Source organism: Kribbella sp. NPDC004875, assembly GCF_042873375.1.
Taxonomy (GTDB): Bacteria; Actinomycetota; Actinomycetes; order Propionibacteriales; family Kribbellaceae; genus Kribbella.
Map to the genome: position 1 here is coordinate 724,874 of NZ_JBIALI010000001.1, position 25,488 is coordinate 750,361.

The following is a 25,488-nucleotide window of genomic DNA, read 5'->3' on the forward strand; positions in this document are numbered from 1 at the left end:
CCAATCCGGAACCACAACTCACGACTCGGCGAACCACCACCAACCAAACGCCACGACTCGGCGGATCGAGGGACGGGTGGAGGTCGGGTGCGAGGGGCGCCCGTACGGCGCGCTCGTCACTCGAACCGCTCGTCACACGGCCGCACGACAGCACCGCCGGCGATCCGTCGAGTCGTGGGGACTGGCTGCCAATCCGGGACCACAACTCACGACTCGGCAAATCGCCGCCAACCAAACGCCACGATTCGGCGGATTCGGGGGACGGGTGGAGGTCGGGTGCGAGGGGCGCCCGTACGGCGCACTCGCCCCCCGCGGCCGGGACGCACCCGCTCGCGTCTCGCGCCTCATGCTCGCGCCTCGCGTCTCGCGTCTCGCGTCTCGCGTCAGACGATCCCGTCTCTGGCGCCCCTCCCACCCGCACATCCGCCGGCTCCTTGGCAGGACTGGCTGCGATCCGTCGAGTCGTGAGAATTGGCTGCCGATCCGGGACCACCACTCACGACTCGGCGAACCGCCGCCGACCAAACGCCACGACTCGACGGATCCGAGGGTCACGGAGACATCGGGGTGCGAGGGGCGCCCGTACGGCACTCGCCGGGCCGCTCACCGCGCAACCGGGACACACCCGCTCGCGCCTCGCGTCCCGCGTCCCGCGTCCCGCGTCCCGCGTCTCGCGTCTCGCGTCAGACGATCCCGTCTCTGGCGCCCCTCCCACCCGCACATCCGCCGGCTCCTCGGCAGGACCGACTGCGATCCGTCGAGTCGTGGGGACTGGCTGCCGATCCGGGACCACAACTCACGACTCGGCAAACCGCCGCCAACCAAACGCCACGACTCGGCGGATCGGGGGACACCGAGAGCTCGGATGCGAGGGGCGCCCGTACGGCGCACTCGCCGCCCCCGCGCCCCACGGCCGAGACGCACCCGCTCGCCCCTCGCGCCTCATGCTCGCGCCTCGCGCCTCGCGCGTCTCGCGCGTCGTGCTCGCGTCTCGCGCGTCGTGCTCGCGCCTTGCGCCTCGCGCCTCGACGATCTCGTCTCTGGCGCCCCTTCCACCCGCACATCCGCCGGCTCCTCGGCAGGACCGACTGCGATCCGTCGAGTCGTGAGAATTGGCTGCCGATCCGGGACCACAACTCACGACTCGGCAAACCATCACCGACCAAACGCCACGACTCGACGGATCCGGGGGGACACAGAGAGAGCGGGTGCGAGGGGCGACCGTACGGCGCGGTCCCACGCCCTCGTCGCTCGCGGGCGGAAGGGGCGCGCGGGCTAGACGGTTTCGGGGAGGTCGGCCGCTTCGAGGGCGACGAGTTGTTCGGGGGTGGGGGCGGTGAGTTCGGAGAGGCGATGGGCCTGGCGTTCGGTCATCGCCTGGAAGATCTGGCGGGCCGAGCGGCCGTTGCCGAAGCCTTCGCCGCGGGGCATCCGTTCGAAGAGGTCGGAGAGCGCGGTACGGGCGTCGGTCGTGACCTCGTACTGGTGACCGCCGGCCTGGTGCTCGACGATCGCCACGAGCTCGGCGGCCGTGTAGTCCTCGAACATCAGCGTCCGGGTGAAACGTGACGACAGACCGGGGTTGGACCCGATGAACCGGGACATGTCCCCTACGTACCCGGCCACGATCACCACCAGGTCCTCGCGGTGGTCCTCCATCAGTTTCACCAATGTGGCAATGGCTTCCGCGCCGAAATCGTTGCCGATGCCAACGGGTGCGAGCGAGTACGCCTCGTCGATGAACAGCACCCCACCGAGTGCCTGGTTCACCGCCGCGGTCGTCTTCGGCCCGGTGTGACCGACGTACTCGCCGACGAGTGCGGTCCGATCCACCTCGACCAGGTGCCCCTTGCGGAGCAGACCGAGCGCCTTCAGCACCCGCCCGTACAGCCGCGCCACCGTCGTCTTGCCGGTACCGGGGTTGCCCGCGAACACCAGGTGACGCGACAGCGGCGGCGCGGGCAGACCCGCCTCCTGCCGCATCCGCACCGTCTGCATGAGCTTCACCATCGACTGGACGTCACGCTTGACCCGGTCCAGGCCGACCTGCTCGTCGAGCTCCGCGAGGACGTCCTCGAGCGTCTCGTCGTCCGGCGGCATGCTCTCGTCCAGTCCGGCAGTCGGCGTGGGCACGACCCCGGGCACGTTCGCGGCCGCCGCGAGCGCCGGTGCCGGCGCGTTCATCGGTACGCCGTCCACGGTGCAGTCCTCGAATGTCGGGTTCGCCCCGTCCTCCTGCCCGACCGCCTCCACGCAGTCGCGGATCCGGAGGTGCTGGAACACCGGCGCGGAGGTCTTGCTCAGGTGCAGCGCCGGGTACTTCGTCCCCGTCACGTCGCAATCGGAGTACGTCCCGGCCGCCTTCTCCGCGAGGTAGATCCCGTTCTTCGCCACACTCGCGACGCGCAACGCCCGTACGGCGGGACTCGCCCCCGACCAGACAACGAGCCCGGACCCACCGCACTCCTCGATCGTGCTGCCCGCCACGTCGGCCGCGGCGCCGGTCCCGATCACGATCCCGGCGGCCTTGGACGCACTCACCCGGACCGCGTCGAGCGTGGCGAGTCCGGCTCCGGCCAGCTCGATCCCGGTCCCGGCCGTCCCGCTGACCGACGTACCGCGAACTCCGGTCGCCACCGAGGATTCCAGGTGCAGGCCCGTCCCGCCGCCGCTGACCCGGCAGTCCACTGCCTCGGCCGCCGCGCCCTCGACGATCGACAGGCCCGTCAACCCGACGTCGGCGATCCCGCACCTCGTGAGCTCGATCCGCGACGAAGCGGTCGCATGGACGCCGTGCTCCGCGCCCTCGCGCACCAGACAGTCTGTCAGCCGCACGACCGACGTACCGGTGAGGTGGACGGCGCTGTAGACCGAGCGGTCGAACCGGCTGTCGGTCAGCGTCGCCATGGCGGAATCCGAAGCCAGCAAGGCGTTCGCGCCCGCGTCGCCGACGATGCAGTCGGACGCCGTCAGGCCGGCCTGGTCCTGCACGACGAGCCCACTCGCCCGCGAGTTCCGCACGCGACAGTCGGTCAGCGTCACCTTCGCCGTACCGGCCGCGTGAATACCCGGCCCACCCGGCCGGTCGATCCGAACGTCGGTCAGCGTCGCGCTCGACGAGTCCTCCAGGAGTACGCCGGCCATGCCCGTCTGGCGGATCACGCCATCGGTCGCCTCGAGGCGGCTGGAGCCGCGCAAGCGGAAGCCGTATCCGGACGTGGTGTTCAGCCGCAGCCGGGACGCCTCCAGGAACGCGTTGCCCGACAGCACCACGCCGATCCCGTCGATCGTGTCGATGACCGAGTCCTCGACCTTCGCCCGGACCCGTCCGGACAGATGCAGCGCGGCCAGCCGGCCCTTCTCGATCCGCGTCCCGCGCAGCATCAGCGTGGTGACGCCGTACCCGGTCAGGTCCGTGCCCTGGCCGCCGCCTTCATTGCCTCGGGCATGGATCCGGCCGCCGACCACGGTGCAGTCGTCCAGCATCAGCCCGGCGCCTGGCGCGACGCCGACGGCCGGCGTACCCCCGTCGTCCCCCGCGGCCCGGATCACCAGCCCGCGCAGCGAACACTCCAGCCCTTCCGCCACCACCGCGGGCTCACCCGGTACGCCGACCAGCGCGACGGCACCGCCCTGCCCCGGCTCGGCGACGATCGCGACCGACCGGTCCAGCCGGAGCTGCTCGGCGTACTCGCCCGCGCTCACGACGATCACGTCACCAGGCGCGGCGGCCCGCAACGCCTCACTGATCCGTCGATAGGTCCCGCGCCCCTTCGGCGCCACGTAGCGGTTCGTCACTGTGCTCCTTCGACAGGAGGAAGTACCGGCGGAACTTGATACCACGACGGGTTGATCGACGCGCGGATCGCGGGGGTCAGGAACGCTCCGCCGATGCCCTTCTCGAAGAGCCGCAGCGGCATCGTCAGCACGATCTCGGCGAAGCCGCCCTTCTGGTACAGCCGGCCGATCGCGAGGTTGCCGCCGACCAGTTTCGCCAGGCCGAGGCTGTTCGCGATCGCATAGCCGGTCAGCACCGCGATCCCGCCCTCACCGACGGCCTCCCAGCCGGACAGCTTGACGGTCTTCCCGTCCGCGTTCGGGACGCCGAAGATCGCCGCATTCATCGTGCCGTTCACGAAGCCGGTGAGCGGCAGCAGCAACATGTTCAGGCTGTAGTCGAAGGTGCCGCCGCGCCAGCGCAGCGGACTGGTGTTCCCGGCCCACTCCACGCCCCACGTGGCGTCGTTGTTGTTCGGCCGCTTGGTGATGAGCTTGCCGCCGTCGAGGTTGCCCATGTCCTGTTTCAGCGTCCGCAGCGAGCCGCCGAGTTTGGTCTCCGTGAGTGCCGCACCGGCCACCGATTTCAGCGTCGCGCCGACGGCCGCGTTCATCAGTGCCTTCAGCGCGTCGTTGCCGGTGAACGGCTTGTTCTGCGCCTCCGCGACGATGCCCGCGATCATCAGGCTGGCCGCGTAGTCGAGGAAGAACTCGGTCCCGACCTGGATCAGCACCTTCTGGGTCAGCAACCGCGAGAGTGGCGCGTAGTTCGCCTCCCGGAAGGTGTTGCCGCCTGGTGTCAGCGTCTTGTCGGACAACGTCCAGTCGGACTGCATCAGCCACGGTTGCCGCTGGGTGTCACCGAGCCGCGTGTTCCAGCCGCGGTACTCCGTGAGCGCGCCCCGGAAGTCGAACTCGTTGCCGGTCAGCGTGAGTCTGCCGTCTCGCAGCTCGAAGACCAGACCGTTGTCCGAGCGCTCGCCGATCACCGCGCCGTGCTCGTCGTACAGCTTCCACTGGCCGTGCACCTTGTCGGTCTCGAGGAAGTTGTCGCCCGACTTCACCCGCTCACGGACGACCTTGTCGAAGTCGAACTCCTTCCACTGCGCGAGATCGCTCCGCCCGTTCTCGACCTTGTACTCGCGGACCCGGATCGGCCGCCCGTCGCCGACGTGCGGTGGCGTCTCGCGGACGATCTGCGGCCCGACCTGACCGTTCTGCGGCAGGCTGTCGCGGAAGTGTTGCGCGCCGGGTGTCCAGTTCTGCTGCCAGGTCCCGTCCGCGGCCCGCCACTGCCGGTCCAGGCGGGTGCTGCCGGGCACCTCGGCGCCGGTCTTGTCGAACTCCGCGACCCGCCACTGGTTCCCGTCCTGCCAGGACTCTATGAAACGGCGCTCGTCCAGCAGGTGCCGGTCGCGGATCAGGTTGCCCGCGGCATCGAAGTCGCGGAACGAGTTGTCCCAGCTGATGCCCTCGTCCCTGGACCCCTTGAAGTGGAACCGGTCGCCCTCCCGGCCGGCGATCTGGACGCCGTTGTGGTCCAGCTCCTGCCAGCGCCAGCGCGAGGAGTCGGCGCTGCCGGTGGCCACGACGTACCGGTGGTTGCCGCCGACCGGCGCCGGGGTCTGGTGCGAGCTGCCGACGAGGTTGCCGTGCGCGTCCCGCTGGACCCAGATGTTGCGGTCCGCCGGCTGCGTGTACTCGCGGACCACGCCGCCCGGGTGACTCTCCCGGACCACGGTCCAGCCCTGGACCCCGTCGACTTCGGCGACGTCCCGCCAGCCGTTGTTGTTGTCGAACACCCGCCAGCCGTTCAGGTCCCCGGCCGTCCACGGTGTGGTCGAGTTCGGGTGCGCGGTCCCGGGGGCGGTGGCGTGGTCGCCGACCTTGAGTTCGGTGCCGTCGTGCAACTTGCCCGTCGAGCGGACGAAATCGCCGTTCATGGTCACGTCGACGATCGACTCGTCCGTCCCGACGTACCGGATCCCGCGGCCCGCGTCGATGCCGTCGCCGCTGGTCTGCCAGCGGAAGATCTGGAACCGGTTGTCGCCGGAGATGTGCGCGACACTGCCGACCGTCGGTGGGTTGTCGAGGAAGTTCTGCCGGACCCAGATCGGCGGCCGCTGGTCGCCCTGCCGAACGGTCGTCAGCAGCGCGCCGTTGTCCAGCAGTTCGCCCTTGCCGACCGACTTCAGCTGCGGCGACTGGACCTCGAACTCGCCGGATCGGGTCGGGTGGTTCGCGCCCGGCTCGAGCTTGAACTCCTGGTACTGGCGTGCCTTGTCCGGGCCGTGCCACATGCCCCACTTCTGCTGCGCGACCCGCGAGACCTCGTGGCCGTTCTCCAGGACTCGGACGGTGTCGGTCCAGCCGTCGCCGATCGTCTCCAGGGTGCGGCCGCCTTGCGCGACGTGCAGGCCCTGTGCGTCGTACCGGTGCCAGGTCCAGTTCCGCCCGTCCTTGATCGCCAGTACGTGACCGGGGATCTCCTTGTCGGCCTTCCCGAGTGGCGTCGGCTGTTCGGCGATCGGGTTCGCGTACTTCTGCAGGCCCTGCTGGTAGTCGCGCACCGTGTTCCCGTGGTGGTCGTAGTCGCGCCATGACGCCCCACCGGTGTCCATGTGCCGCTTACCCCAGTTCGTCAGCGCGCCGTTGGCGTCGTACGTCGCCCACGTCGTGCGCCGGTCGAACCAGCCGTACCCGAGGGTGTCGGTCTTACGGAAGCTGTCCAGGACCGTGCCGTCCGGCAGCCACCGGCGTTCGAAGACCTCGACCTCCTTGGCGGTCGAGCTCTGCAGCCGGATCCGCCCGTTGTCCAGGCCGGCGATGTCGACCTTGCCGTGCTGGAAGCCGCCGGTCCCGCCGACGTTCGCGTCGTCGACCCGGCGCCACGTGTTGTCGGTCCGGTTGACGACGTACGTGAACTCGGTGGCCTGGCCGTTGCGGACCACCGGGAAACCCTGCTCGGTGAGGTTCCCCTCCCGCGAGAACACGTGGAACTCCCCGTTCCGCGGGCCGCCCGGCACATCGATCTCCAGCCGTACGCCGCCTTGCGCGTCGATCGTGACACGGTGCGGAGTCGGGACCGGTACGCCGTTCCGGTCGGTCCAGGTGATCGCGCCGTTCTGGTCGCGAGTGACGCGGGTGAGCCCGGCGCCGAGCCCGTGGCCGTCCAGGTCGGTGACCTCGCGCACCACGCCGCCGTTCAGGTCGAAGACGTCGTGACCGCCGGTTCGCGTCACGGTGATCTCGCCGGCTGCCGCGTCGAACGTGACGGTGCGCCCCGGGATCGGCTGGTGGTTCGCGTCCAGCCGGCGTGCGCCGGTGCCGGTGATCTCGAGGAAGCCCGTCTGGCCCGGCAGGTTCACGGTGTGACCGTGCGCCTGGAACACGCCGTCGGCGTCGTACGCGTGGTAGTTGCCACCGTCAACGACTCGGTAACCGCCGCCCTGGATGTGTTCGACCGTGCGGCCGGGGCCGCTCGGGTTGTGCAGCGTCAGGTGGTTGTTGACGTCGTGGACGACCGTCTCCGGCCCGATCGGGATCCGGCGGTCCAGATAGGTACCCGAGTCGTCGAAGGTGCGCGCGATGCCGTTCGCCTCGGTGACCCGGAAACCGCCGCCTTCGAGCGTCGTGACCGTGCCGGGCAGGTGCGCGCCGGCGCTGTCGAGGAGCTCCGGATCGCGACCGAGACCGTGGTGCAGGAAGACCTGACCCTGATGCGCCGGGTCGGCGACCCGGAAACCGGAGCCGCGGTAGACACCGTCCTGGCCGTACCAGCGCACATCGCCGAGAGTGTTGTCGGCGACCCGGAACTGCCCGTTCGGCAGGTGGTCGACCGTGGTGTTCGCGAGCGGGTTGCCGTGTACGTCGACTGCTCGGAGCCCGCCGGCGCCGTCGGGTTCGGTGAAGAACGAGCCACGCACGTGGAACGGGTCGTTGAGCACTGTCCCGTCGGCGAGATGTCCGGCGTCCGCGCCGTACCGCGCCATCTGGCCGCGCGGGCCGATCACCCGGAAGCCACCGTCCGGCAGGTCGACCACGCGGTACAGACCCTGGTTGTCGCCGGCCACGTGCGGGCGACCCTCGAGGGGGTGCACCACCCACTGGTCGCCGAACCGGCCGCCGACCTGCACGCGGACGTCGAGCTGCTTGCCGTCGGCACCGAAACCGATGCCGTTGCGTCCGTCCGTGACCACGAACCGTCCGTCCGGCAACCGCTCGAGCTGCGTGTTCGGGATCTGTACGCCGTGCCCGTCGACCAGGCGGGTGCCACCGCCGGGGATGTTCTCGGTGAAGTGGTTGCCCTGCGGGTGTTGCAGGCGGATCCCGTCGCCGAGCAGTACGCCGTTCCCGTCGTACCGCTGGGTCCGTCCGTCGGGGCCGACCAGGCGGAAGCCGTCGTCGCCGAAGTCGTTGAGCGTGAGGTGCTGCGCGTTCGGGCCGGTGACGTGCGGCGTACCGCCCTCCGGCCGGACGACCACGTGGTTGTCGAACGCCCCGCCGAGCTGGTGCTGCTGGATCTGCGGCATCTGCACGGTTCGCACGATCACCGGCTCCTGCCCGGCGAGGACCTGGTCCCAGGCCTGCGGCTTGTGCGTCATCATCCACTCGGCCTTCTGCTGGACCGTGGAGATGGTGATCACGCGCTGATCGGTCTTCGTGGCGTGGTTCGGGAACTTGTCCTTGAACCAGCCGGCGAAGTCGCCGCTGTTGTCCGCGTGGCCGATGAAACCGTTGATGCTCCGGACCGCCGCCGGGCGGCCGCCGCCGAGATCGGCGAGTAGGTCGGTGATCGACGTGGCCGGCAGCTTGTGCGTCGGGACCAGGTGCTTCAGGCCGTCCGGGACCTCGCGGAACTCGAACAGCAGTGCTTTCTCGCCGCCGATCAGCGCGTCGTTGATGCCGTGCCCGGCGACCTCGCCGCCGCCCAGGATGTACGACTTGGACTCGCGCCAGATGGTCCCGTCACCGATCTCCGGCATCTCCCGGAGCAGCTTCAGCGTCGCGGCCTTGTCGACGTCCGACAGGCCCTCCAGGACGATGTTCGGCCGAGTCCGCGGCAGCACGGACCAGCCGTTCTTCACCACTGGGTCGGTCAGGCTGCGGAACGGCTCGGCACCCGGGTAGGCGCCGATCGGGATGCTGTGCTTGTCCACCTGCTTCGCGGTGAAGCTGATGATCGACTTCAGATAGGTGTACGCCGACTCGACCGCCTCGGGATCGTCGAGCGTGGCGCGGTCGAGGTTCCGGACCGCGTCGTCGGTGCGGAACTCGGCGTTGTACCAGGGGTTGTCGCGGAGCAGCCGCAGCTCGGTGGTCAGATCACTGCCGAAGTCCGACGCCTTCACGCCGACCGTTATCTGCTGACCGCCCAGCGGCATCGTCACCGAGCCCACGTCGTCCAGGTGCATCCCGCTGCCGCCGGCGATCACGTGGCGGCCGTTCGTGATCTCCAGCTTGAAGCGGCCGTCCTGGCTGACCACGGACTCCAGGGGGTGGTGGTTGGCGCCGGTGAGGCGGCTCTTGAAGGTGTCCAGGAGGAACTGCGTGGCGTCGTCGCGGAGCGCGATGCCGGTCTGGTCGGCGACGCGGGACGGGTAGTTGACCAACTCGACGGTGTGCGTCGTCCAGTTGCCGGCGCGAGCGCCGGGCAGGTCGCCCGGGTTCCGGTAGACGCCGTTGTTCATGTCCTTGGTCACCATCACCAGCGACTCGCCGGTGTCGGCCTTCTTCACGAACGCGAACACGCGGTGCGAGCCCTCCGGCATCGCGACCACGAACCCACCGAGCTCGCTCTCGGTCCCGAACGAGGCGGAGTCGAACTCCTTCTGGAACTCCGGCGCCACCGCCCGCTGAGTCCGCGGCGGCAGATGCCCACCCGGCACATTCCCCCGGATCCCCACCACCGGCGGCGCAGGAGGCGCTCGATGCCCCGCCAACGGCGGCGGCGGAGGCGGCGGCGCCCCGTGCGCACCCGGGTCGGGCACCGCACCGTGCGTGCTGGGCTGTGGCAGCCCACTGTCCCTCGTGAGTGGCGTGGGAGCGGTGTGCGTGGTGGGCGGGGATGGTGGTGCGGTATGGGTGGTCGGGATGCTTGTGTCGGTCAGGTCGTCGACGGTCGAGTTGCCGTTCATGCCGCCGACGAGGCGGGGGCGGTCCTTCAGGGACTGGTCGAGGAGTTTGCCGAGCTGCAACTGGATGTCGTCGGCCTTCAGCCCGTACTTCGCGTCGAACGTCGCCTTCGCCTGGGTCAGCTGGTCCTGCGCCTTCCACAGGTTGACGAACATCTTCGCTCCGACCGGCGGCCCGTCCGACGGACCGTCCGCCCGATGCCCGTACATCCGCACGTCCTGTAGCGCCGCGTCCACCTTCGCCTGCGCCTTCTGAACCTGCACGAAGTCGTCCATCTTCGCTCCGACCATCGCGTCGGTGTCCCCCGGCGACCGGAACACCTCGAACCGCGCCGCGAAGTCGTCGTCCCAGGCCTTGGCGATCCCCTTGCCCTTGCCCGGCACCTGATCCCACGACGCCGGCTTCGGCATCCCGACGAACTGGTCGTTGTTGTGCAGTACGCCGCCGCGCAGGTCGGTGGCGAGGTTCGAGAACTGCTGCCCGCTCCACGTCTTGTCGAACTTGTTCGCCCCGTCGACGGTCCAGATCACCCGGACCGAGTCGGTCTGCGGATCACGCAGTACCGAGATCGTCAGTTCGTCCACGGAGCCCGGCTTGCCGACATGGACGGTGTGCGACAGCCCGTCGACGCTGGTGGTGGCCCGGGTGGTGATGTCGTCGAGCCCTTCGAAGGCCCGCAGGTTCGGCGCGTCGAACGCCTTCACGAAGTCGCCGAACGCGGTCTCCGAGGACAGCCCCGGCCACTTGGCGGTGATCACCTCGTCGAACTGGGCGAGCGGGATCGGCTCGGCCTTGACCGGGATGATCCGGTGCCCGTTCTCGATGAAGTCCGGACCGGTGCGGGTGAACTTGGCCGGCCCGAGGGTGATCTCCCACTGGTCCTGGTTCCAGGCCTTCGCCTCGCTGCCGCCCGGGTGGTAGCCCTCCGGGTACGACATCGAGAGCTTGCTGTGGTTCGGCGGGGAGTCGATCTTGAACACGACCCGGTTCGAGTCCACGCCGTTTTTCGCCCAGTCGTCCTGGAACTTCAGCGTGCTCGAGGTCGAGATCGGCAGCCGCTCCACGAACTCGTCGGCCTGGGCGCTCGCCGGGTCCATCGACACCCCGCGGTACACGGTGATGTTGTCGGTCGCGCCCTTGAACTGCAGGTCCTTGGCGATCGTGTCGAAGTTCTTCACCTTCGCGACCAGCGTGCCGTCGGCCAGCGCGGTCGGGTTCACGTACCCGCCGAAGCCGCGCTTGGACGTGAACGAACCGCCCATCACGTCCTTCATCAGGTTCTCGACCGCCTTGTTGCCCGCGGCCTCGGTGAGGTGCGTGCGGGACAGGTCGACCTGTGCGTTCCACCGGGCCAGGTCGGCGCCCTCGAGGTGCGGCGGCGGGACGGGCCGCGCCATGTCCCCGGTCGCCGTCGAACCGATGCCGTGGAACTCGCCGTCCCGGGTGTAGTTCATCGGGCCGTGCGGTGACGCGACCACCAGCCCGTCGTCGGTCACCTTGACCGGGAACTTGCCGTCCACGACCCCGCTGTCGAGGTTCCCGAGCTTGCCCTCCAGCGACAGCGTCTTGGCGTTGAACTCCCCGCCGCGCAGCGCGAACGACTCGCCGACATGGTTGGCACGGCCACCGAATCCGAGGCTGTACGTCCAGTTGTGCCCGGTCGAGGTGTCGGTGATGGTCAGCGTCTTGCCCACGACCGACGAGGTGAATTCCTCCGAGCCGGGACCGTGGACCGTGACCTGACCACCATTGACGTCGAACTTCACACCGGCGTTGCCAGGTACGTCGTACGTCATCGTGCGGCCCGAGCCGAGCAAGCGCGGGCGCAGGTTCAGCGACTCAGTCGTCAGGTCGTCCAGCTGCTTCTGCAGTCCGTCGACGCTGAGGCCGTGCTTGCCCTCGAACGCGTTCTTGGCCAGGTCGAGATCGTGCTGCGCGCCGTGCAGGTCGATGTGTACCTGCTCGCCGACCGACGGGGCGTTCGACGGGCCGTCCACCCGGTCGCCGTGGATCGCCACGTTCTCGTGCGCGAGGTCGAGGTTCTTCTGCGCCTGCTGGACACCGGTGAAGTCGTCCATCTTGGCGTTCACCGCGACATCGGTGTCGCCGGGCTTTCGGAACACTCCGGCCTTGGCCGCGAGGTCGCCGTTCCAGGCCGCGCTCACCGACTGGCTCTCGAGCTTGCCGTTGGCGTTGTAGTGCCAGGACATGCCGTCCTTGCCGAGCACGTTGACGCCGCCGGTGTCGAGCGCCCGGATGGTCAGCTGGTCCGGTACGGCGCTGCCGTCCAGGTGCGTGATGCGGAATCCACCGTCCGGTTGCTTGATCAGCACCCGGTCGTCGATCCGCGACAGGCCGTCGGCCCTGGTCAACCGCACCCCTTGGTCGACGACGAACCCGTTGCTGTCGAACCGCGTAGTGACACCGGTCGAGGTGTCGGTGAACCGCAAGCCGCCGCCGTTCAACGGGTCCAGGCGCCCGTTCGGCCCGCCGCCGTGCAGGTTGAACTGCGTCACCCCGCCCTCGAACCGCTCCACCTTCACCGTCAGGCCAGGGTGATCCGGGATCCCGTTCAGCGGGATCTCGGTCTTGCCGGTGGCGAACGAGTGCCCCGGCTGCATCTGCGTCTGGATCGGTACGTCGGTCTTCGGCAGCGTCACCGGCTGCACATGGGCCGTCGGCGGTGTCGCGACGTTCTGCACCCCGTTGAACGTCGGTACGTCGGCCCGCAGGTTGCCCGGGGCACCGATCTTCAGGTCGGCCGGCCCACCGGTGACCAGGTCGAGTGCGGCGTTCACCCGGTCGACGGTCGGCGGGTTGACGGCGTGGCCATTGGTGCCCACAGACGGTGCCGGCGGTCGGCTGAGCTCGTCGATCGACAGCCGCAGGTGGTTGGCCTGGAAGCCGTGCGAGACACCCTCGTTGATCGAGGTCGCGAAGTGTGTCGAGATGGTCGGGGTGTTGTTCCGCAGCCCGGTGCTGACCAGGTCACTCACACTCGTGGACCCCGGTGCCGAGACGTGCAGTGATCCGACGTTGGTGGCCGGCGGGTTGACGTGGACGCCGCCGTTCAGGTGCGCCGTCGAGATCGCCGTACCAGGGATCGACACGTTGGTCGCGCCGGGCACGCCGACGTGCCCGGCCGGCAGGTTCTCGACCAGGCCGTGGATCCCCTGTACGCCGTTGACGCCGTGCACCCCGTTGATGCCGTTGACCCCGTTCACCGACGGCTGGCCGATGTGCGGCGACGGGATGTTGATCGCGAATCCGTTCGTCCCGGCGGTCGCGGGCAGGTGCACGCCGCCCGGTGTGACCACGGTCGGTGGGTTCACGCTCTGTCCGATGATGTTGCCGTTGAACTCGTTCATCGGCGGCATGTGCAGGTCCTGGAACGCCTTGCCGGCCGTGAACCCGGACTCGATGGACAGCCCGAAGCCGTTGATGTGCACCGCCGGCTCGAGCCTCGGCGGCTTCATCATCCCGTCGAAGAACGACTTCACGTTCCCCATGAAGCTCAGCTTCGGGGTGTTGATCGGGATCGCGCTGACCGTGTGCCCGAGCGCGCTCACCATCGGCAGGCCGAACACGTGCTGGCTCGCGATCCCCCGCCCGAAGACTCCGACCTTCAGCGCCTGGGTGAAGGCCTGGAAGTCGGTCATCCCGAGCGCCTTGAACGCGCGGATCTCGTCCGCCGCGACCGGCAGGAACAGCCGGGTCCACTGCAGTCCGCCGAAGTGCGCGGAGAGGAACTCCTTGCCGCCGTTCCAGACCGTTCCGATGCCCCTGCCGACGGTTCCGAACCCGCGGATGATCGTCCCGGGCAGCTGCGTGAACGCCGTACCGAACTTGCCCAGGGCACCGAGTGTGATGCTGCCGAAGTTCGCGCCGAAGTTCCCCACCGAGATCGCGAAGTTCCGGATGTTCGAGACCACGAACAGCCCGGTCTCCTTGATCGACAGCGTGGCGATGAACGGCAGGCCCTTCAGCCCGGTCATCGCCTTGAACAGGAAGTCCTTGCTGAAGATGTTCCGGAAGGCGTTCGCGACGCCCTTGACGCCGGCGCCGATACCGCTCGCGATGCCCTTGATGATGCTGAAGATCGGCAGCGCCTTGGTGGTCGGCGCGATCAGCCCGAGGCCGGCCAGGAACAGGTCGAGGAAGCTCGCGTCACCGTTCGCGACGTCGACGATGGTCTTGATGAACAGCGCCAGGTTGACGCCGAGGGCGAGCAGCGCGATCGGGCCGCCGAAGATCAGCGCCGGGATGATCAGGATGATCGCCAGCCACTTGAACGCCTCCCAGAACGCCTCGCAGGACGAGATCGGCAGCTGGATGTCGGAGACCCCGTTGATCCGGCCGGAGTACGTCGAGGCTTGGTCGGACTGGTCCTTACCGGCCTGCTCCGCGATGCCCTTCTGCCGGTCCCGCTCCGGGTCGTCCTCCTTGAGCCCGCGCCCGGCGGCCAGGGCGGCGTCGGCCTTGCGCTGCTGCTCCTCGACCACCCCACGCCAGTCCCGCAGCGCCTGCGCCGAGGTCTCGAACGCGTTCGCCACGTCCTCGACATGCCCGCGCAGCCGGTCGTCCACCTTGCCGCGCAACGCGTCCGCGGCCTGGCCGACGAACACGCTGTCGTTGTTGGTGTTCATCACCGACTGGATGGCGTTGAAGATGTCCCGCGCCTTGCCGCCGAGTTTCTGCAGCACCTCGGCGAGCTGACCGATGGTCTCGGGCTCACCCGGGGTCGGGTCGCTGCCGAGTCCGATCGCGTCCCAGTCGGTCGGCCGAGGCATTCACCCTCCCTGGTGATCCGTTCTCCCACCCTGACCACGCGGCAGCAGGCCGTCGGGTTCACTCGAATGACCCCGAATGAACCTGGACCGTGGTTGCCGCGTGGTCAGGGTGGAGCCGTCGCGTTCGAGAAGGCCGAGGAGGGAACGCCGTGCCGGACAAACTCAAGATGAACTACAACCTGCTGAACGACGCCAAACGCAACCTGGAAGACCTGGCGAACAACATCGAGCCGACGCTCAACGACAGCCTGTTCAGCACGCTGGCGGGGCAGGACAGTTCGAGCATCCTCGGTAGCAGCGAGATCGACAGCGCGATCACGTCCCTGCACACGAACGCGCAGGGCACGATGACCAAGGCCGAGAAGGGCCTGAAGGAGCTCGCCAACTCGTTCGGGTCGGTCGGCGAGGCGTTCCTGCAGTTCGACGCCGAGATCGCCCAGGGCATGAACGTCACGAACACCAACCTGGCGCTGTCGAACTGGCAACGGCAGAAGGACCAGTGGGACTACTACCAGTCCCACAAGAGCGAGTGCGAGAACCTCCCGGCCGGCCAGAAGGCGCCGGACTTCTGCAGTGCCAAGGACCCCGGGCAGCAGCCGCTCGACCAGACCATCACGACGGACCGCGGCACCATCCACACCCACCTGACCCTGGACGACAAGGGCAACGTGGTGAAGGAGGAGACCACGGTCACGTACGACGGGAAGACGTACACGTCGACCTCGACGTACAGCGACGACAAGCACCACGTGATCACCGACAGCACGTATCCGGACGGCAGCACCGTGCACGACGACACGCACCTGAAGGACGACGGCAGCAGTACGACGACCACGACGAGCACCGACACCGACGGTAAGAAGGACACCGCTGACATCAGCCTGAAGTCCGACGGCAGCGGAACGAAGCACTCGACCGACAGCGACGGCACCACGCACGACTACACCCGTGGGCCGGACAACTCCGACGGTACCTCGGCCGACTGGGTCGAGACGCAGGACAGCATCGACCGGAACACCCCTGACGACACCTACATCCCCACTATCTACTGAAAGGCAGCGCAGCCATGGCGTACGACGGCATCAACCTCGAGTACGGCAAGATCACCGAGGTCGCCAACCTCCTGCACAACGCCCACGAGCAAATCGTTCCGCTGATCGTCAACCTGCGCAACAAGGTGAACCACCTGGTCGAGGACGGCTTGGTGTTCAAGCAGTCCAGCGAGGTCATCCGGAACACCTACAACCAGTTCGACACCAGCCTGAACCTCGCCGTGAAGGGCATCGAGGACTTCAAGGAGATGTTCAACAGCATCATGAAGAACGCCGAGGAGTTCGACAAGGGCATCAGCGACAGCCTGAACCAGAAGAAGTAGTAACCGCAGTCGCCCCACGCGGTGCTCCAGGCCACAGCCTGGAGCACCTTTTGCTTTCCTGTCCTGCTACTGCTGGAGTTTGAGGACGGTGAGGGGGACTTGGACGGGGATGGGTTGGGAGCCGGGGCCGGTGGTCCAGGCTCGGCCCAGGCGGGGGGTGGCGCGGGTGATGTTGGCGCCGAGGCGGACGCCGATCAGCTCGCCGTCGCTGAAGGAACGGGCCTCCAGCAACAAACCCCGTCGCGCACGGCGGGCCGCGCCGGCCCAGCCGCTCATGCCGGACTGGAAGCCGTCCGTCGTGGCACCGAACACGAGGGCAAGACCCTGGTCGCGCCCAGACACCACGATGTCCTTCAACAGCTTGTCCGCGGCCGCCGTCATCACCAGGTCGGCGTCGTCGATCACGACCACCTTCGGCCCGCGCGGCAGCTGTTCCAGGGCGCCCCGCAGTACGTCCTCGGCCGGATCCGCCTGCTCCATCAGCAGCACGTGCGGATGCCGCGCGAGCATCCGCAGCGGCGACTCGCGAGGCGTGATGACGGCCAGCGAGGACCCACCGGCCAGCAACGAGACCGCCAGGCACGACAGCGCGTTGCTCCGTCCGGACCCGGGCGACCCGAGGACGGCGTACGACGACCCGACACCGCCAAGGTCGACACCGACGGGACCGACCTCGTCGCCACCGATCCCGATCAGGCCCCACTGCGGCCGCCGGTCCGCGTCCGCCACCCGCTCGTACGCCTCGGCGAACTCGATCGCCGACGGCAGCTCCGCCATCTGGAACGGCCGCCGCGCCGCCGGCACCTTCGCGTCCCGCTTCGCGGCCTCGGCGGCGATCGCCGTCATCGCGTCGACCTGTTCCGCACCACCACCGGCCGCGAGTACGGCGACCTGCGTCTCGGTCCCCGTCAGCACATGCCAACCGCGTCCCGGGTTCACGATCGGCGGGATCTTCACCCGCAGACCGACACCCTGATAGTCGGTCCGATCCGCCTGCCGAAGCAGCAGCTTGTGGTCGTTGTGCGACGCCAGGCGCCCACCGAGCAGCGACCGCTCGGACGTCGCGATCACATGGATACCGAGACCGGCACCTTCGCGAAGTAGCCGGGTGATGTCCTGCAGCAGGTGATTGTGGTCGCTGTCGTCCAGCGTCGCCGACAGGGCGTCCCAACCATCGACAAGCACCAGCACATGAGCCGGCCGCTCGTTCTTCGGCAACACCTTGCGCAGCTCGTTCAGCCCGGTCGCGTTGTGCTTGCCGGCGAGCTCCTGCCGATCGCTCAGCTCCTGGTTCAACCGCCGCAGCAGCCGAGTCATCCGCTCCATGTCGTGCCGCGAGACGATCGCGCCGCAATGCGGCAGCCTCGACAGTGGGGCGAGACCGCCACCGGCAGCGTCGATCCCGTAGATGTGCAGATCGGCGACACTCAGGTACTTCGCCGCCGAGCCGGCCATCGTGCGGAGCGTCTGCGTCCGGCCGGATCGCGGCGCGCCGATCACGTAGAGATGCCCGAACGTGTCGAAGTCGAGGCCGGCCACCCGCTGCTGCTGCAGCGCCGGAATGTCCTCCAGCGCATACGGCGCGAACATCGGCGTCTCGCTCGTGTCCGGAAGCTCGTCGAGCAGGATCTGCGGCGCGAGCGCCGGCTTCCAGGGCTGCGGCTGCGCAGCGAAGTCCGGCAGCTCGGCGGCGGCCGCCCGCAGTGCCTGAACCAGCGCCTGCAGGTCCGTCGGCGCCGGCGCCGTACGCCGGTCGGATTCGGGCTCGGGATCGTTGTCCCGGTCAACGGCCTTGCCGAGCTCGTTCCACGGCAGCTCGGTGACCTGGACACCGGCCGGATCGACCGGACCGGCCGGCTCCTCCTGCTCCTCGGTCCGCTCGGCTCCGACCCACGCGGTCTGGAACAGGTCCGCGAGCCGCGGCCCGCGCCGGATCAGCGCGCGTCCTGGGATCCCCGGGCTGATCGACGCCGCCTCGTTCACGTCGACGACGTCCTGGCTCTCGGACTGGTCGGTCACCCGCAGCGCGATCCGCAGGTTGGTGTTCGCCCGGATGTCCCCGGTGACCACACCGGCCGGCCGCTGCGTGGCCAGGATCAGGTGGATGCCGAGCGACCGGCCGCGCTGCGCGATGCCGATCAGACCGGGTACGAAGTCGGGGATCTCGCGCACCATCGCGGCGAACTCGTCGATCACCAGCAGCAGCCGCGGCAACCGGGCCAGCTCCGGGTTCACCATCCGCTTGGCCTGGTAGTCCGGCAGGTCCTTCGCGTCGGCCGCGGCCAGGATCCGCTCCCGCCGCCGCAGCTCGGCCTCCAGCGACTCCAGCACCCGCTCGACCAGGTGCGCGTCCAGGTCGGTCACCATGCCCAGGGTGTGCGGCAGGCCCGCGCACTCCTTGAACGCGCTGCCGCCCTTGTAGTCGACGAGGACGAAGGTCAGTTCGTCCGGCCGGTTCGCGACCGCGAGCGACGCGACCATCGACTGCAACAGCTCCGACTTGCCGGACCCCGTCGTACCGGCGATCAGGCCGTGCGGGCCGTCGGCGACCAGGTCGACGGTGAACTTCCCGTCGAAGTCGCTGCCGAGCACGAACGACGTACTCGCGGGACGGCGTCCCCAGCGGGTCACGATCTCGGCGGGCTCCGGCGGTTCGAGACCGAGCTCTTCGAGCAGCTTCACCATCTTCGGCAGGCCGGCGTCGTGATCCGGGCTGACGTCGCGGACCGGCGCCAGCGAGCGGGCGATCTGCTCGCACCACTGCGGCGACACCAGGTCGGCCCGCACGTCCTTCTGGTCCGGGATCCCGGGCCGCCGGACGAGCAACGTCTGGTCCTCGGCCAGCACGACCCCACTGCATTCCTGGGGCAACAGCCGCTCGTCGCGGTCCAGGCAGACGGCGTACACACCGACCGCCGGCCCCTCGGTGAGCACCTGCACGAACCCGGGTACGTCGCGCAGCCGCCGGGAGCCGTCGGCGATCACCATCACCTCGTAGTCGACCACCGTCTCGCGCTCGTTGGAGGCCTCCGCCCGCCGATGACGCCCCTGGACCTGCGACACCAGCTCGCCGACCCGGGCCGCGGTGGTTGCCTCGTCGTTCGCGATCAGGACCGCCGCCGGTCCCTTGTCCGGACGCAGCTGCGGCAGCCACCGCACCCAGTCCCAGTCCTCGGCGTCATCGGACTCGGCGAGTACGACGATCCGCAGCGACTGCGGCGAATGCAGGACCGCCGCCTGAATGGTCAGCCAGCGCGCCAGCCCACGCACCGTCGGAGCAGCCCCGGCGATGCCGAGCACCCCGTGACTGCGCAGCGGTACGGCGATCGGCGCGTCCGGGATCGTCCATCGGATGGTCCGGTGGTTCTCCTCGCGCCCCTGGTCGTCGAGCTCCTTCAGCGACGCCTGGTCCGCGGTGCCGACGCGCAGCAGCAGGTAGTCCGGATCGTGCCGGCGGCGTTCCCACAGCCGGCTGCCCGGCCGGGTCGCGAGCTGCGCGATCCGTACCGGATCCGGAGCGGTCAGGTTCCGGATCACTCGCTCGCGGGCGACCGCGACCGCGATCTCCTCGTCGAGCGCGGCCTGCCGGGCGAAGTACAGCTTGCGGGCCTTGATGTGATCGAGCCGGTTGGACTTCCGGCTGGAGAAGAAGTTCATCCCCATCATCATTGGACTGACCAACGTGAAGACGAGGAAGTAGTACGAGTTGAACAACCCGACCATCACCAGACCGAGCACCAGCGGCATCAGCACCACCGGCCACGGGAACGGCCGGTTCTGCGGCGGCGGGGGCGGCGGGGGCAGCCGGAGCTTCTCCTCGTCGAGATGCGGCGCGAGCCGCGGCGGCCGGTTGTAGTCCAGCCCGAACCCGTCGTCGGCGACCCGGATCGCGGCGATCGGCTCGATGTCACCGCTGCACCGCAGCAGCATCGGGCCGACCACGAGGTCCTCGTCCGCCGGCCAGGACCGCACCTCGCCGACCGGCGCCGTCGCCGGGTCGACGACCCGCTGCCGCGGCTGCGGGTCCGGCATCGGCTCGTCGTCCTGTGGCCGGATCGCGCTGGTCGCCGCGTCGTCCTCGGGCGGTCCGATCCGCCGGCTCAGCACCTCGCCGCCGACGTCCTCGGTCCGGTGCCAGTACGCCTCGCCACTCGCGCCGACGGTGATCCACAGACCGCGCGCGGGTACGTCGTCACCCTCGAGCCGGATCGCACACTGCGGATCGGCTCCGATCTCGTGACTGCCCGGCCCGACCCGCCACACCCGCCCGGCCTGCGGACCGGACACGGCGTGCAGCTCGACGACGACCGGTGCGTGCCCCTTCGGCGCGCTCTGCAACAGATCGGGTACGTCGACCGGCCCGCCGACTCCGATCACGCCGCCTTCGCGGACACCGGACTGGGCCAACGGCACGCCCGGGTCGAGGCGCTTGCGGCCGAGGAAGAGCGTCGTACCCGGCTTGCCGAGGCCGTCGGCGAGACCGGCGACCGACAGTCCGCGCGGAACCCGGACGATCTTGTCGGCGCGGGCTCCGGAGCGCGAGTCGACCGTGGTCAGGTTCAGCTCCACGAGGCCGCCTTCCGGTCGGTGGAGGTCTCGTCCGTGGTCAGGGCCGACACGCCGACCGATCCGGCCGGCAGCTCGAGGTCGCCGAGGTCCTCGGTCGCGGTGGTCTCCGGGCCGAACGGCACGCCGCTCTCGAACTCGTGCGGTGGCAGCCGCCGGATCGACCGCGCGACGGCCTTTGCCAACGGCAACGGATCGATCCGCAGCCAGGGCGCGGCGCCGTGCAACCGCAGGGTCTGGTCGGGCAGTGCCTCCAGCAACCGGCTCGACCCGCGCGCGACGCCGAGCGCGACCATCCGCCGACCGGCCGGAAGCGGCCCGGGCAACGGACCGGCACCGACCACGAACCACGCGCCGAGCCGCCGCGCGGCCTCCTCCAGCGGCAACCCGTCGTGCCGCGGATGGATGCCGTCGGCAACCTCGATCGCACCGACCGGCAGCCGTACGTCGAGCTGAGCCGCGATCGCCTGGACCACCGCGCGGGCGGTCCGATCGACGCCGTACACGGACAGGATGCGCGGGCCGGCGAGCAGGTCGAGCAGGATCACGGTCGTGCCGCCGGTGTCGATTCCGGCACAGACCAGCAACGGCAGCTCCCGCACCGAGCCGGTCTCCGGTACGTCGGTGCGCGCGATCCACCACAGCCGCGGATCCTGCGGGTCCGCGGCCCAGGGTGCCGGAGGCTCGAGATCGGAGGCGCCGGCGAGCAGTACACCGATCCGCTCCTTGGCCAGCGCGACGGCGTACGGCGCCATGCCCGGGCTGACCGCGGCGGCGGCCACGATCGCCTGCTCGGCGTCGGCCCAGCGCTCGCGATCACGCAGTACCGAGGTCAGCAGCCGCAGGCGGCGCTTGTACCGGCGACGGGCCCGGATCGGCTCGGTGAAGGCCCGCACCGTGCGCTTGGTCTCGCGGCCGACGAACCGGAACAGCTTCTTCCAGCCGCCGAGCCGGCGTACCAGGAGATTGACCAGGATGACCACGAGCAGCGCGACGCCGATGTAGCCGAGTACACCGCGGACACCGCCGCCGCCCCCGAACGCCGAGTTCATGCTGCGACTCCGGCCCAGTCCACGCGGCTGAGCTCCGCCCTGATCTGCCGGACGGCGTTGTGCGCCCGCGACTTGACCGTCCCGATCGGTACGCCGAGCACTGCTGCGACCTCCTCGCCCGCGTGCCCCAGGAGATGCACCCGGGCGATGACCTCACGATGCGCCGGCGACAGACCGCGCAGTACCTCGACCAGCACCCGCCGGTCGATCACCTGCTCGGCCGGGTCCGGCTGGCTGACTGAGTGCTGCAGCTCACTCGCGCCGAGACCGACGGGTACCGCGCGCCCGGACCGCCGATGATGATCGACGACCAGGTTGCGGGCCACCCGGAACATCCACATCCGCACCGGCCGGTCCTGCCACTCGATCCGCTCCGCGAGCTGCCAGGCCCGCAGCAGCGTCTCCTGGACCACGTCCTCGACGGCATGGCTGTCCTGGCCGAGGATGCTGGTGACATACCGGCGAAGGCTTTCCCTTTCGGCCAGACACAGTTCGATGACGGTCGTCCGGCGGACTCGCTCGTCGATGATGGATCTCCCTCGTGGGCGACGCAAAGCGGAGAACCTGGCTGCGCTTCAAAATAGGTTGAGAACGCTCTCATGACAACGCCAATGGATGAACTCTCAGCAACAATTCGATCTCAGGCGGTGATCGAGATCACCTTTTCGCGCACCGTTTGACGTCAGTGGGGTGGCCGGGTGATCCTCGGCCTCAGACACGCGCAACGCCCCTTCCGTCCCAGAGCACAGGAGCAGACGTGCGACGCCGATCCACCGGTTCGTCCCGTTTCGCGGACACCTTCGCGAGCCGCCCCGGAGTACCCCGGATCACCCGGATGCCCGACCGGCGGGCCTGGTCCACCACCGCGGTCGTCGCTGCTCTGATCGGTGGGATCGCGATCGGCGCCACCGCCATCACCGGCGGCGGCTCCGGGCCGACGTACACGACCGACGTGGCCTACGTGCCGCAGAGCCGGCCGACGGTCACGCCGACCGTCACGGTGACGCCGACGCCGGAGAAGGTTGCCGGCCCGACCAGGACGATGACGGTCAAGGGCGATCCGCAGCAGGTGGTGAAGACGGTCGTGATGCCGGGCGTCACGGTCACGCTGCCGCCGGCCACGGTCACCGCGAAGCCGCCGCTGGCCGGGAAGCCGCCGACCGCGACCGTCACCGCGACCACGACGGCAACCGCGACCACCACCGCGACAAAGACGGCGACGGCCAGGACCACGACCACGACGACCGTGACCACGAAGCCGCCGGTCAAGACCACGCAGCCGCGCGGTGCGACCACCCAGGGGCCGCCCGCTGTGGCCGCGGCGCCCGCGGTTCTGCAGAACGACAGCACCAAGCGCTGCATCGACGTACAGAACTCGACCGACGGCATCGGCCGGGACGGAACTCCCTTGCAGGTCTGGGATTGCAAGGGCGTCGCCAACCAGGAATGGGTCTTCCAGCCCGACGGCACGATCCGCTCGATGGGCCTGTGCATGGACCTCGCCTGGGCATCGACCGCCGACGGCACTCAGGTCCAGCTGGTCAACTGCAACGGCGGCTGGGCCCAAAAGTTTGCCCTGAGCAACCAGCACGAACTGGTCAACCCGAGCTCCGGCAAGTGCGTAACAGCCGATGCTCCGGGCAACGGTGGCAAGCTCACGCTCCGTGGATGCACCGGCGGCGCGAACCAGAAGTGGCACAAGCCCTGACTAGTAGGCGTACGGATAGCCTGACCAGTCGGCAGGGCGCTTCTCGAGGAACGAGTCGCGGCCCTCGGCGGCCTCGTCGGTGCCGTAAGCGAGGCGGGTCGCTTCGCCGGCGAACAACTGCTGGCCGACCAAACCGTCGTCGATCAGGTTGAACGCGTACTTCAGCATCCGCTGCGCGGTCGGCGACTTCGCGCAGATCTTCTTGCCCCACTCCAGCGCGACCGCCTCGAGCTCGGCATGCGGCACGACCTTGTTCACCATGCCCATCCGGTACGCGTCCTCGGCGGAGTACTCGTCACCGAGGAAGAAGATCTCCCGCGCGAACTTCTGCCCGACCTGCCGGGCCAGGTACGCCGACCCGAACCCGCCGTCGAACGACGCCACGTCCGCGTCGGTCTGCTTGAACCGCGCGTGCTCCGCCGACGCCAGCGTCAGGTCCGCGACCACGTGCAGGCTGTGCCCACCACCCGCGGCCCACCCCGGAACGACACAGATCACGACCTTCGACATGAAGCGGATCAGCCGCTGTACTTCGAGGATGTGCAGCCGGCCGGCTCTCCCCGGGTCGATCGTGTCGGCCGTCGTACCCTCGGCGTACTTGTAACCGTCCTTGCCCCGGATCCGCTGGTCGCCGCCCGAGCAGAACGCCCAGCCGCCGTCCTTCGGCGACGGGCCGTTGCCGGTCAGCAGCACGCAGCCGACGTCGGTCGACATCCGCGCATGGTCCAGCACGCGGTACAGCTCGTCGACGGTCTGCGGCCGGAACGCGTTCCGCACCTCGGGACGGTTGAACGCGATCCGCACCACACCGGCGTCGACCGCGCGGTGGTAGGTGATGTCGGTCAGCTCGAAGCCGTCCACCTGTTTCCAGGCCGCCGGGTCGAAGATCTCGGAGACAGTCACGGGGCGAGCATATTTCAGCGCTTGGCGGTGCTTTCCCGCAGTACTACCTCGGCCTTGAAGGTCTCGGTGGTGATGTCGCCGCCCTCGATCGCCAGCTCGAGCGCCCGGCGACCCATCTGCTCCAGCGGCAGCCGTACGGTCGTCAGTCCCGGCCACACGTCCCGCAGGGTCGCGATGTCGTCGAACCCGGCCACGCCGAGCTGCCCCGGTACGTCGACCCCGCGCGCCCGCAACGCCGACATCGCGCCGACCGCCATCACGTCGTTCACCGCGAACACGCAGTCGACGTCGGTCTCGCGATCCAGCAGTTGCTCCGCCGCGGCGTACCCACCGTCGCGGGTGAAGTCGCCGGTCTCGACAGCGAGCGGCCGCAAGCCGGCCTCGGCCAGCCCGGCGAGGAACCCGTCCCGCCGGTCCCGGGCCGTCGCGAGTCCTTCCGGACCACCCAGTACCGCGAACTTCCGCCACCCGAGCTTGACCAGCTCCCGCGCCAGGTCGGCCGAGCCCGAACGGTTGTCCGGCTCGACGGTGTGGGCCGGCATCCCGGACTGGCTGACCAGCGCCAGACCAGCGCCGGAGTTGAGGAAACTCTCCACCTCGGTGGCGGTCCGGGACAGGCTCTCGGTGTCGGTCCGCCGGCTACCGATCATCACCGCGGCCCGCGCGCGCTGCGCCCGCAACGACGACAGGTATGCGATCTCGCGCTCCGAGTCGCGGAACGTACTGGCCATCATCACCAACAGATTGCGCTCGTCGGCGGCGCGCATCACGCCGTTCGCGATCGCGGCGAAGTACGGGTCCTCGATGTCGTGCACCAGGATGCCGACCACGTTGGTCGACGACTTGGCCAGCGCCTGGGCCTGCGCGTTCGGCGTGTAGCCGAGCTCGTCGGCGGCCGCCTTGACCCGTTCCTGCAGTTCTGGACGGGGCACGCGGTCCCCGCCGTTCAGCACGCGGGAGGCGGTCGCGACCGACACCCCCGCACGTTGTGCAACGTCCAGCAACGTCACTGGTGCTCGCAGATTCACTGGCCTACCCTTTCGTGCGTCCCCCCGGGGGCGGTGGCGGTCACCCTATCGAATCGCCCGTTCCCTCCGGCGTCCTCACGCTGAGTATCGGGCAGGTCGCTGCCAATCTCGGCAGAACCTGGCGTTGCGGCGCGCGAGTGACTAGCCTTCCCAG

The 25,488-nt window shown here is 69.3% G+C and carries 10 protein-coding genes; 3 read left to right on the forward strand and 7 right to left on the reverse strand.

Features of this window, described 5'->3' with window-relative positions; all coding sequences use genetic code 11:
• Positions 1–1,275: 1,275 nt before the first annotated feature.
• Both ACFYRH_RS03435 and ACFYRH_RS03440 read right to left on the reverse strand, forming a co-directional pair.
• Positions 1,276–3,798, reverse strand: coding sequence for a right-handed parallel beta-helix repeat-containing protein (locus ACFYRH_RS03435; protein ID WP_387767385.1), 2,523 nt, complete (start codon positions 3,796–3,798; stop codon positions 1,276–1,278).
• Entirely contained in the window at positions 3,795–14,702 is a 10,908-nt protein-coding gene (locus ACFYRH_RS03440) for an actin cross-linking domain-containing toxin (RefSeq protein ID WP_387767387.1), read from the reverse strand. Before ACFYRH_RS03440 ends, ACFYRH_RS03435 begins: the two co-directional genes overlap by 4 nt.
• 149 nt (positions 14,703–14,851) lie before the next feature.
• Between ACFYRH_RS03440 and ACFYRH_RS03445 the strand changes: the two genes are divergently transcribed.
• Positions 14,852–15,754, forward strand: a complete 903-nt coding sequence (locus ACFYRH_RS03445) for a hypothetical protein (RefSeq protein ID WP_387767390.1) — start codon at positions 14,852–14,854, stop codon at positions 15,752–15,754.
• 14 nt (positions 15,755–15,768) lie between these two features.
• Positions 15,769–16,077 (forward strand): hypothetical protein, encoded by a 309-nt coding sequence (locus ACFYRH_RS03450; RefSeq protein ID WP_387767393.1) that lies wholly within the window; start codon positions 15,769–15,771, stop codon positions 16,075–16,077.
• A 66-nt stretch (positions 16,078–16,143) separates the two neighbouring features.
• Here the strand turns inward: ACFYRH_RS03450 and ACFYRH_RS03455 are convergent, their stop codons facing one another.
• Genes ACFYRH_RS03455 through ACFYRH_RS03465 form a run of 3 tightly spaced genes read right to left on the reverse strand, consistent with a single transcriptional unit; the run spans position 16,144 to position 22,249 of the window.
• Entirely contained in the window at positions 16,144–20,646 is a 4,503-nt protein-coding gene (locus ACFYRH_RS03455) for an FtsK/SpoIIIE domain-containing protein (RefSeq protein ID WP_387767396.1), read from the reverse strand.
• Positions 20,637–21,695, reverse strand: a complete 1,059-nt coding sequence (locus ACFYRH_RS03460; RefSeq protein WP_387767399.1) for a hypothetical protein — start codon at positions 21,693–21,695, stop codon at positions 20,637–20,639. The genes ACFYRH_RS03455 and ACFYRH_RS03460 overlap by 10 nt, the downstream gene beginning before the upstream one ends.
• Complete coding sequence (locus ACFYRH_RS03465; RefSeq protein WP_387767402.1) at positions 21,692–22,249, reverse strand: sigma-70 family RNA polymerase sigma factor; 558 nt, start codon at positions 22,247–22,249, stop codon at positions 21,692–21,694. Before ACFYRH_RS03465 ends, ACFYRH_RS03460 begins: the two co-directional genes overlap by 4 nt.
• 203 nt (positions 22,250–22,452) lie before the next feature.
• Here ACFYRH_RS03465 and ACFYRH_RS03470 point away from each other — a divergent pair, with 203 nt between their 5' ends.
• A complete protein-coding gene (locus tag ACFYRH_RS03470) occupies positions 22,453–23,403 on the forward strand; it encodes a ricin-type beta-trefoil lectin domain protein (protein WP_387767405.1) in 951 nt (316 codons plus the stop codon).
• Here ACFYRH_RS03470 and ACFYRH_RS03475 read toward each other — a convergent pair whose 3' ends face one another.
• A complete protein-coding gene (locus tag ACFYRH_RS03475) occupies positions 23,404–24,306 on the reverse strand; it encodes a 1,4-dihydroxy-2-naphthoyl-CoA synthase (RefSeq protein ID WP_387767408.1) in 903 nt (300 codons plus the stop codon). It lies immediately after the preceding gene.
• 14 nt (positions 24,307–24,320) lie between these two features.
• Positions 24,321–25,334: a LacI family DNA-binding transcriptional regulator gene (locus ACFYRH_RS03480; protein ID WP_387767411.1), complete on the reverse strand. Its 1,014-nt coding sequence runs from the start codon at positions 25,332–25,334 to the stop codon at positions 24,321–24,323.
• Between the last annotated feature and the right edge of the window lie 154 nt (positions 25,335–25,488).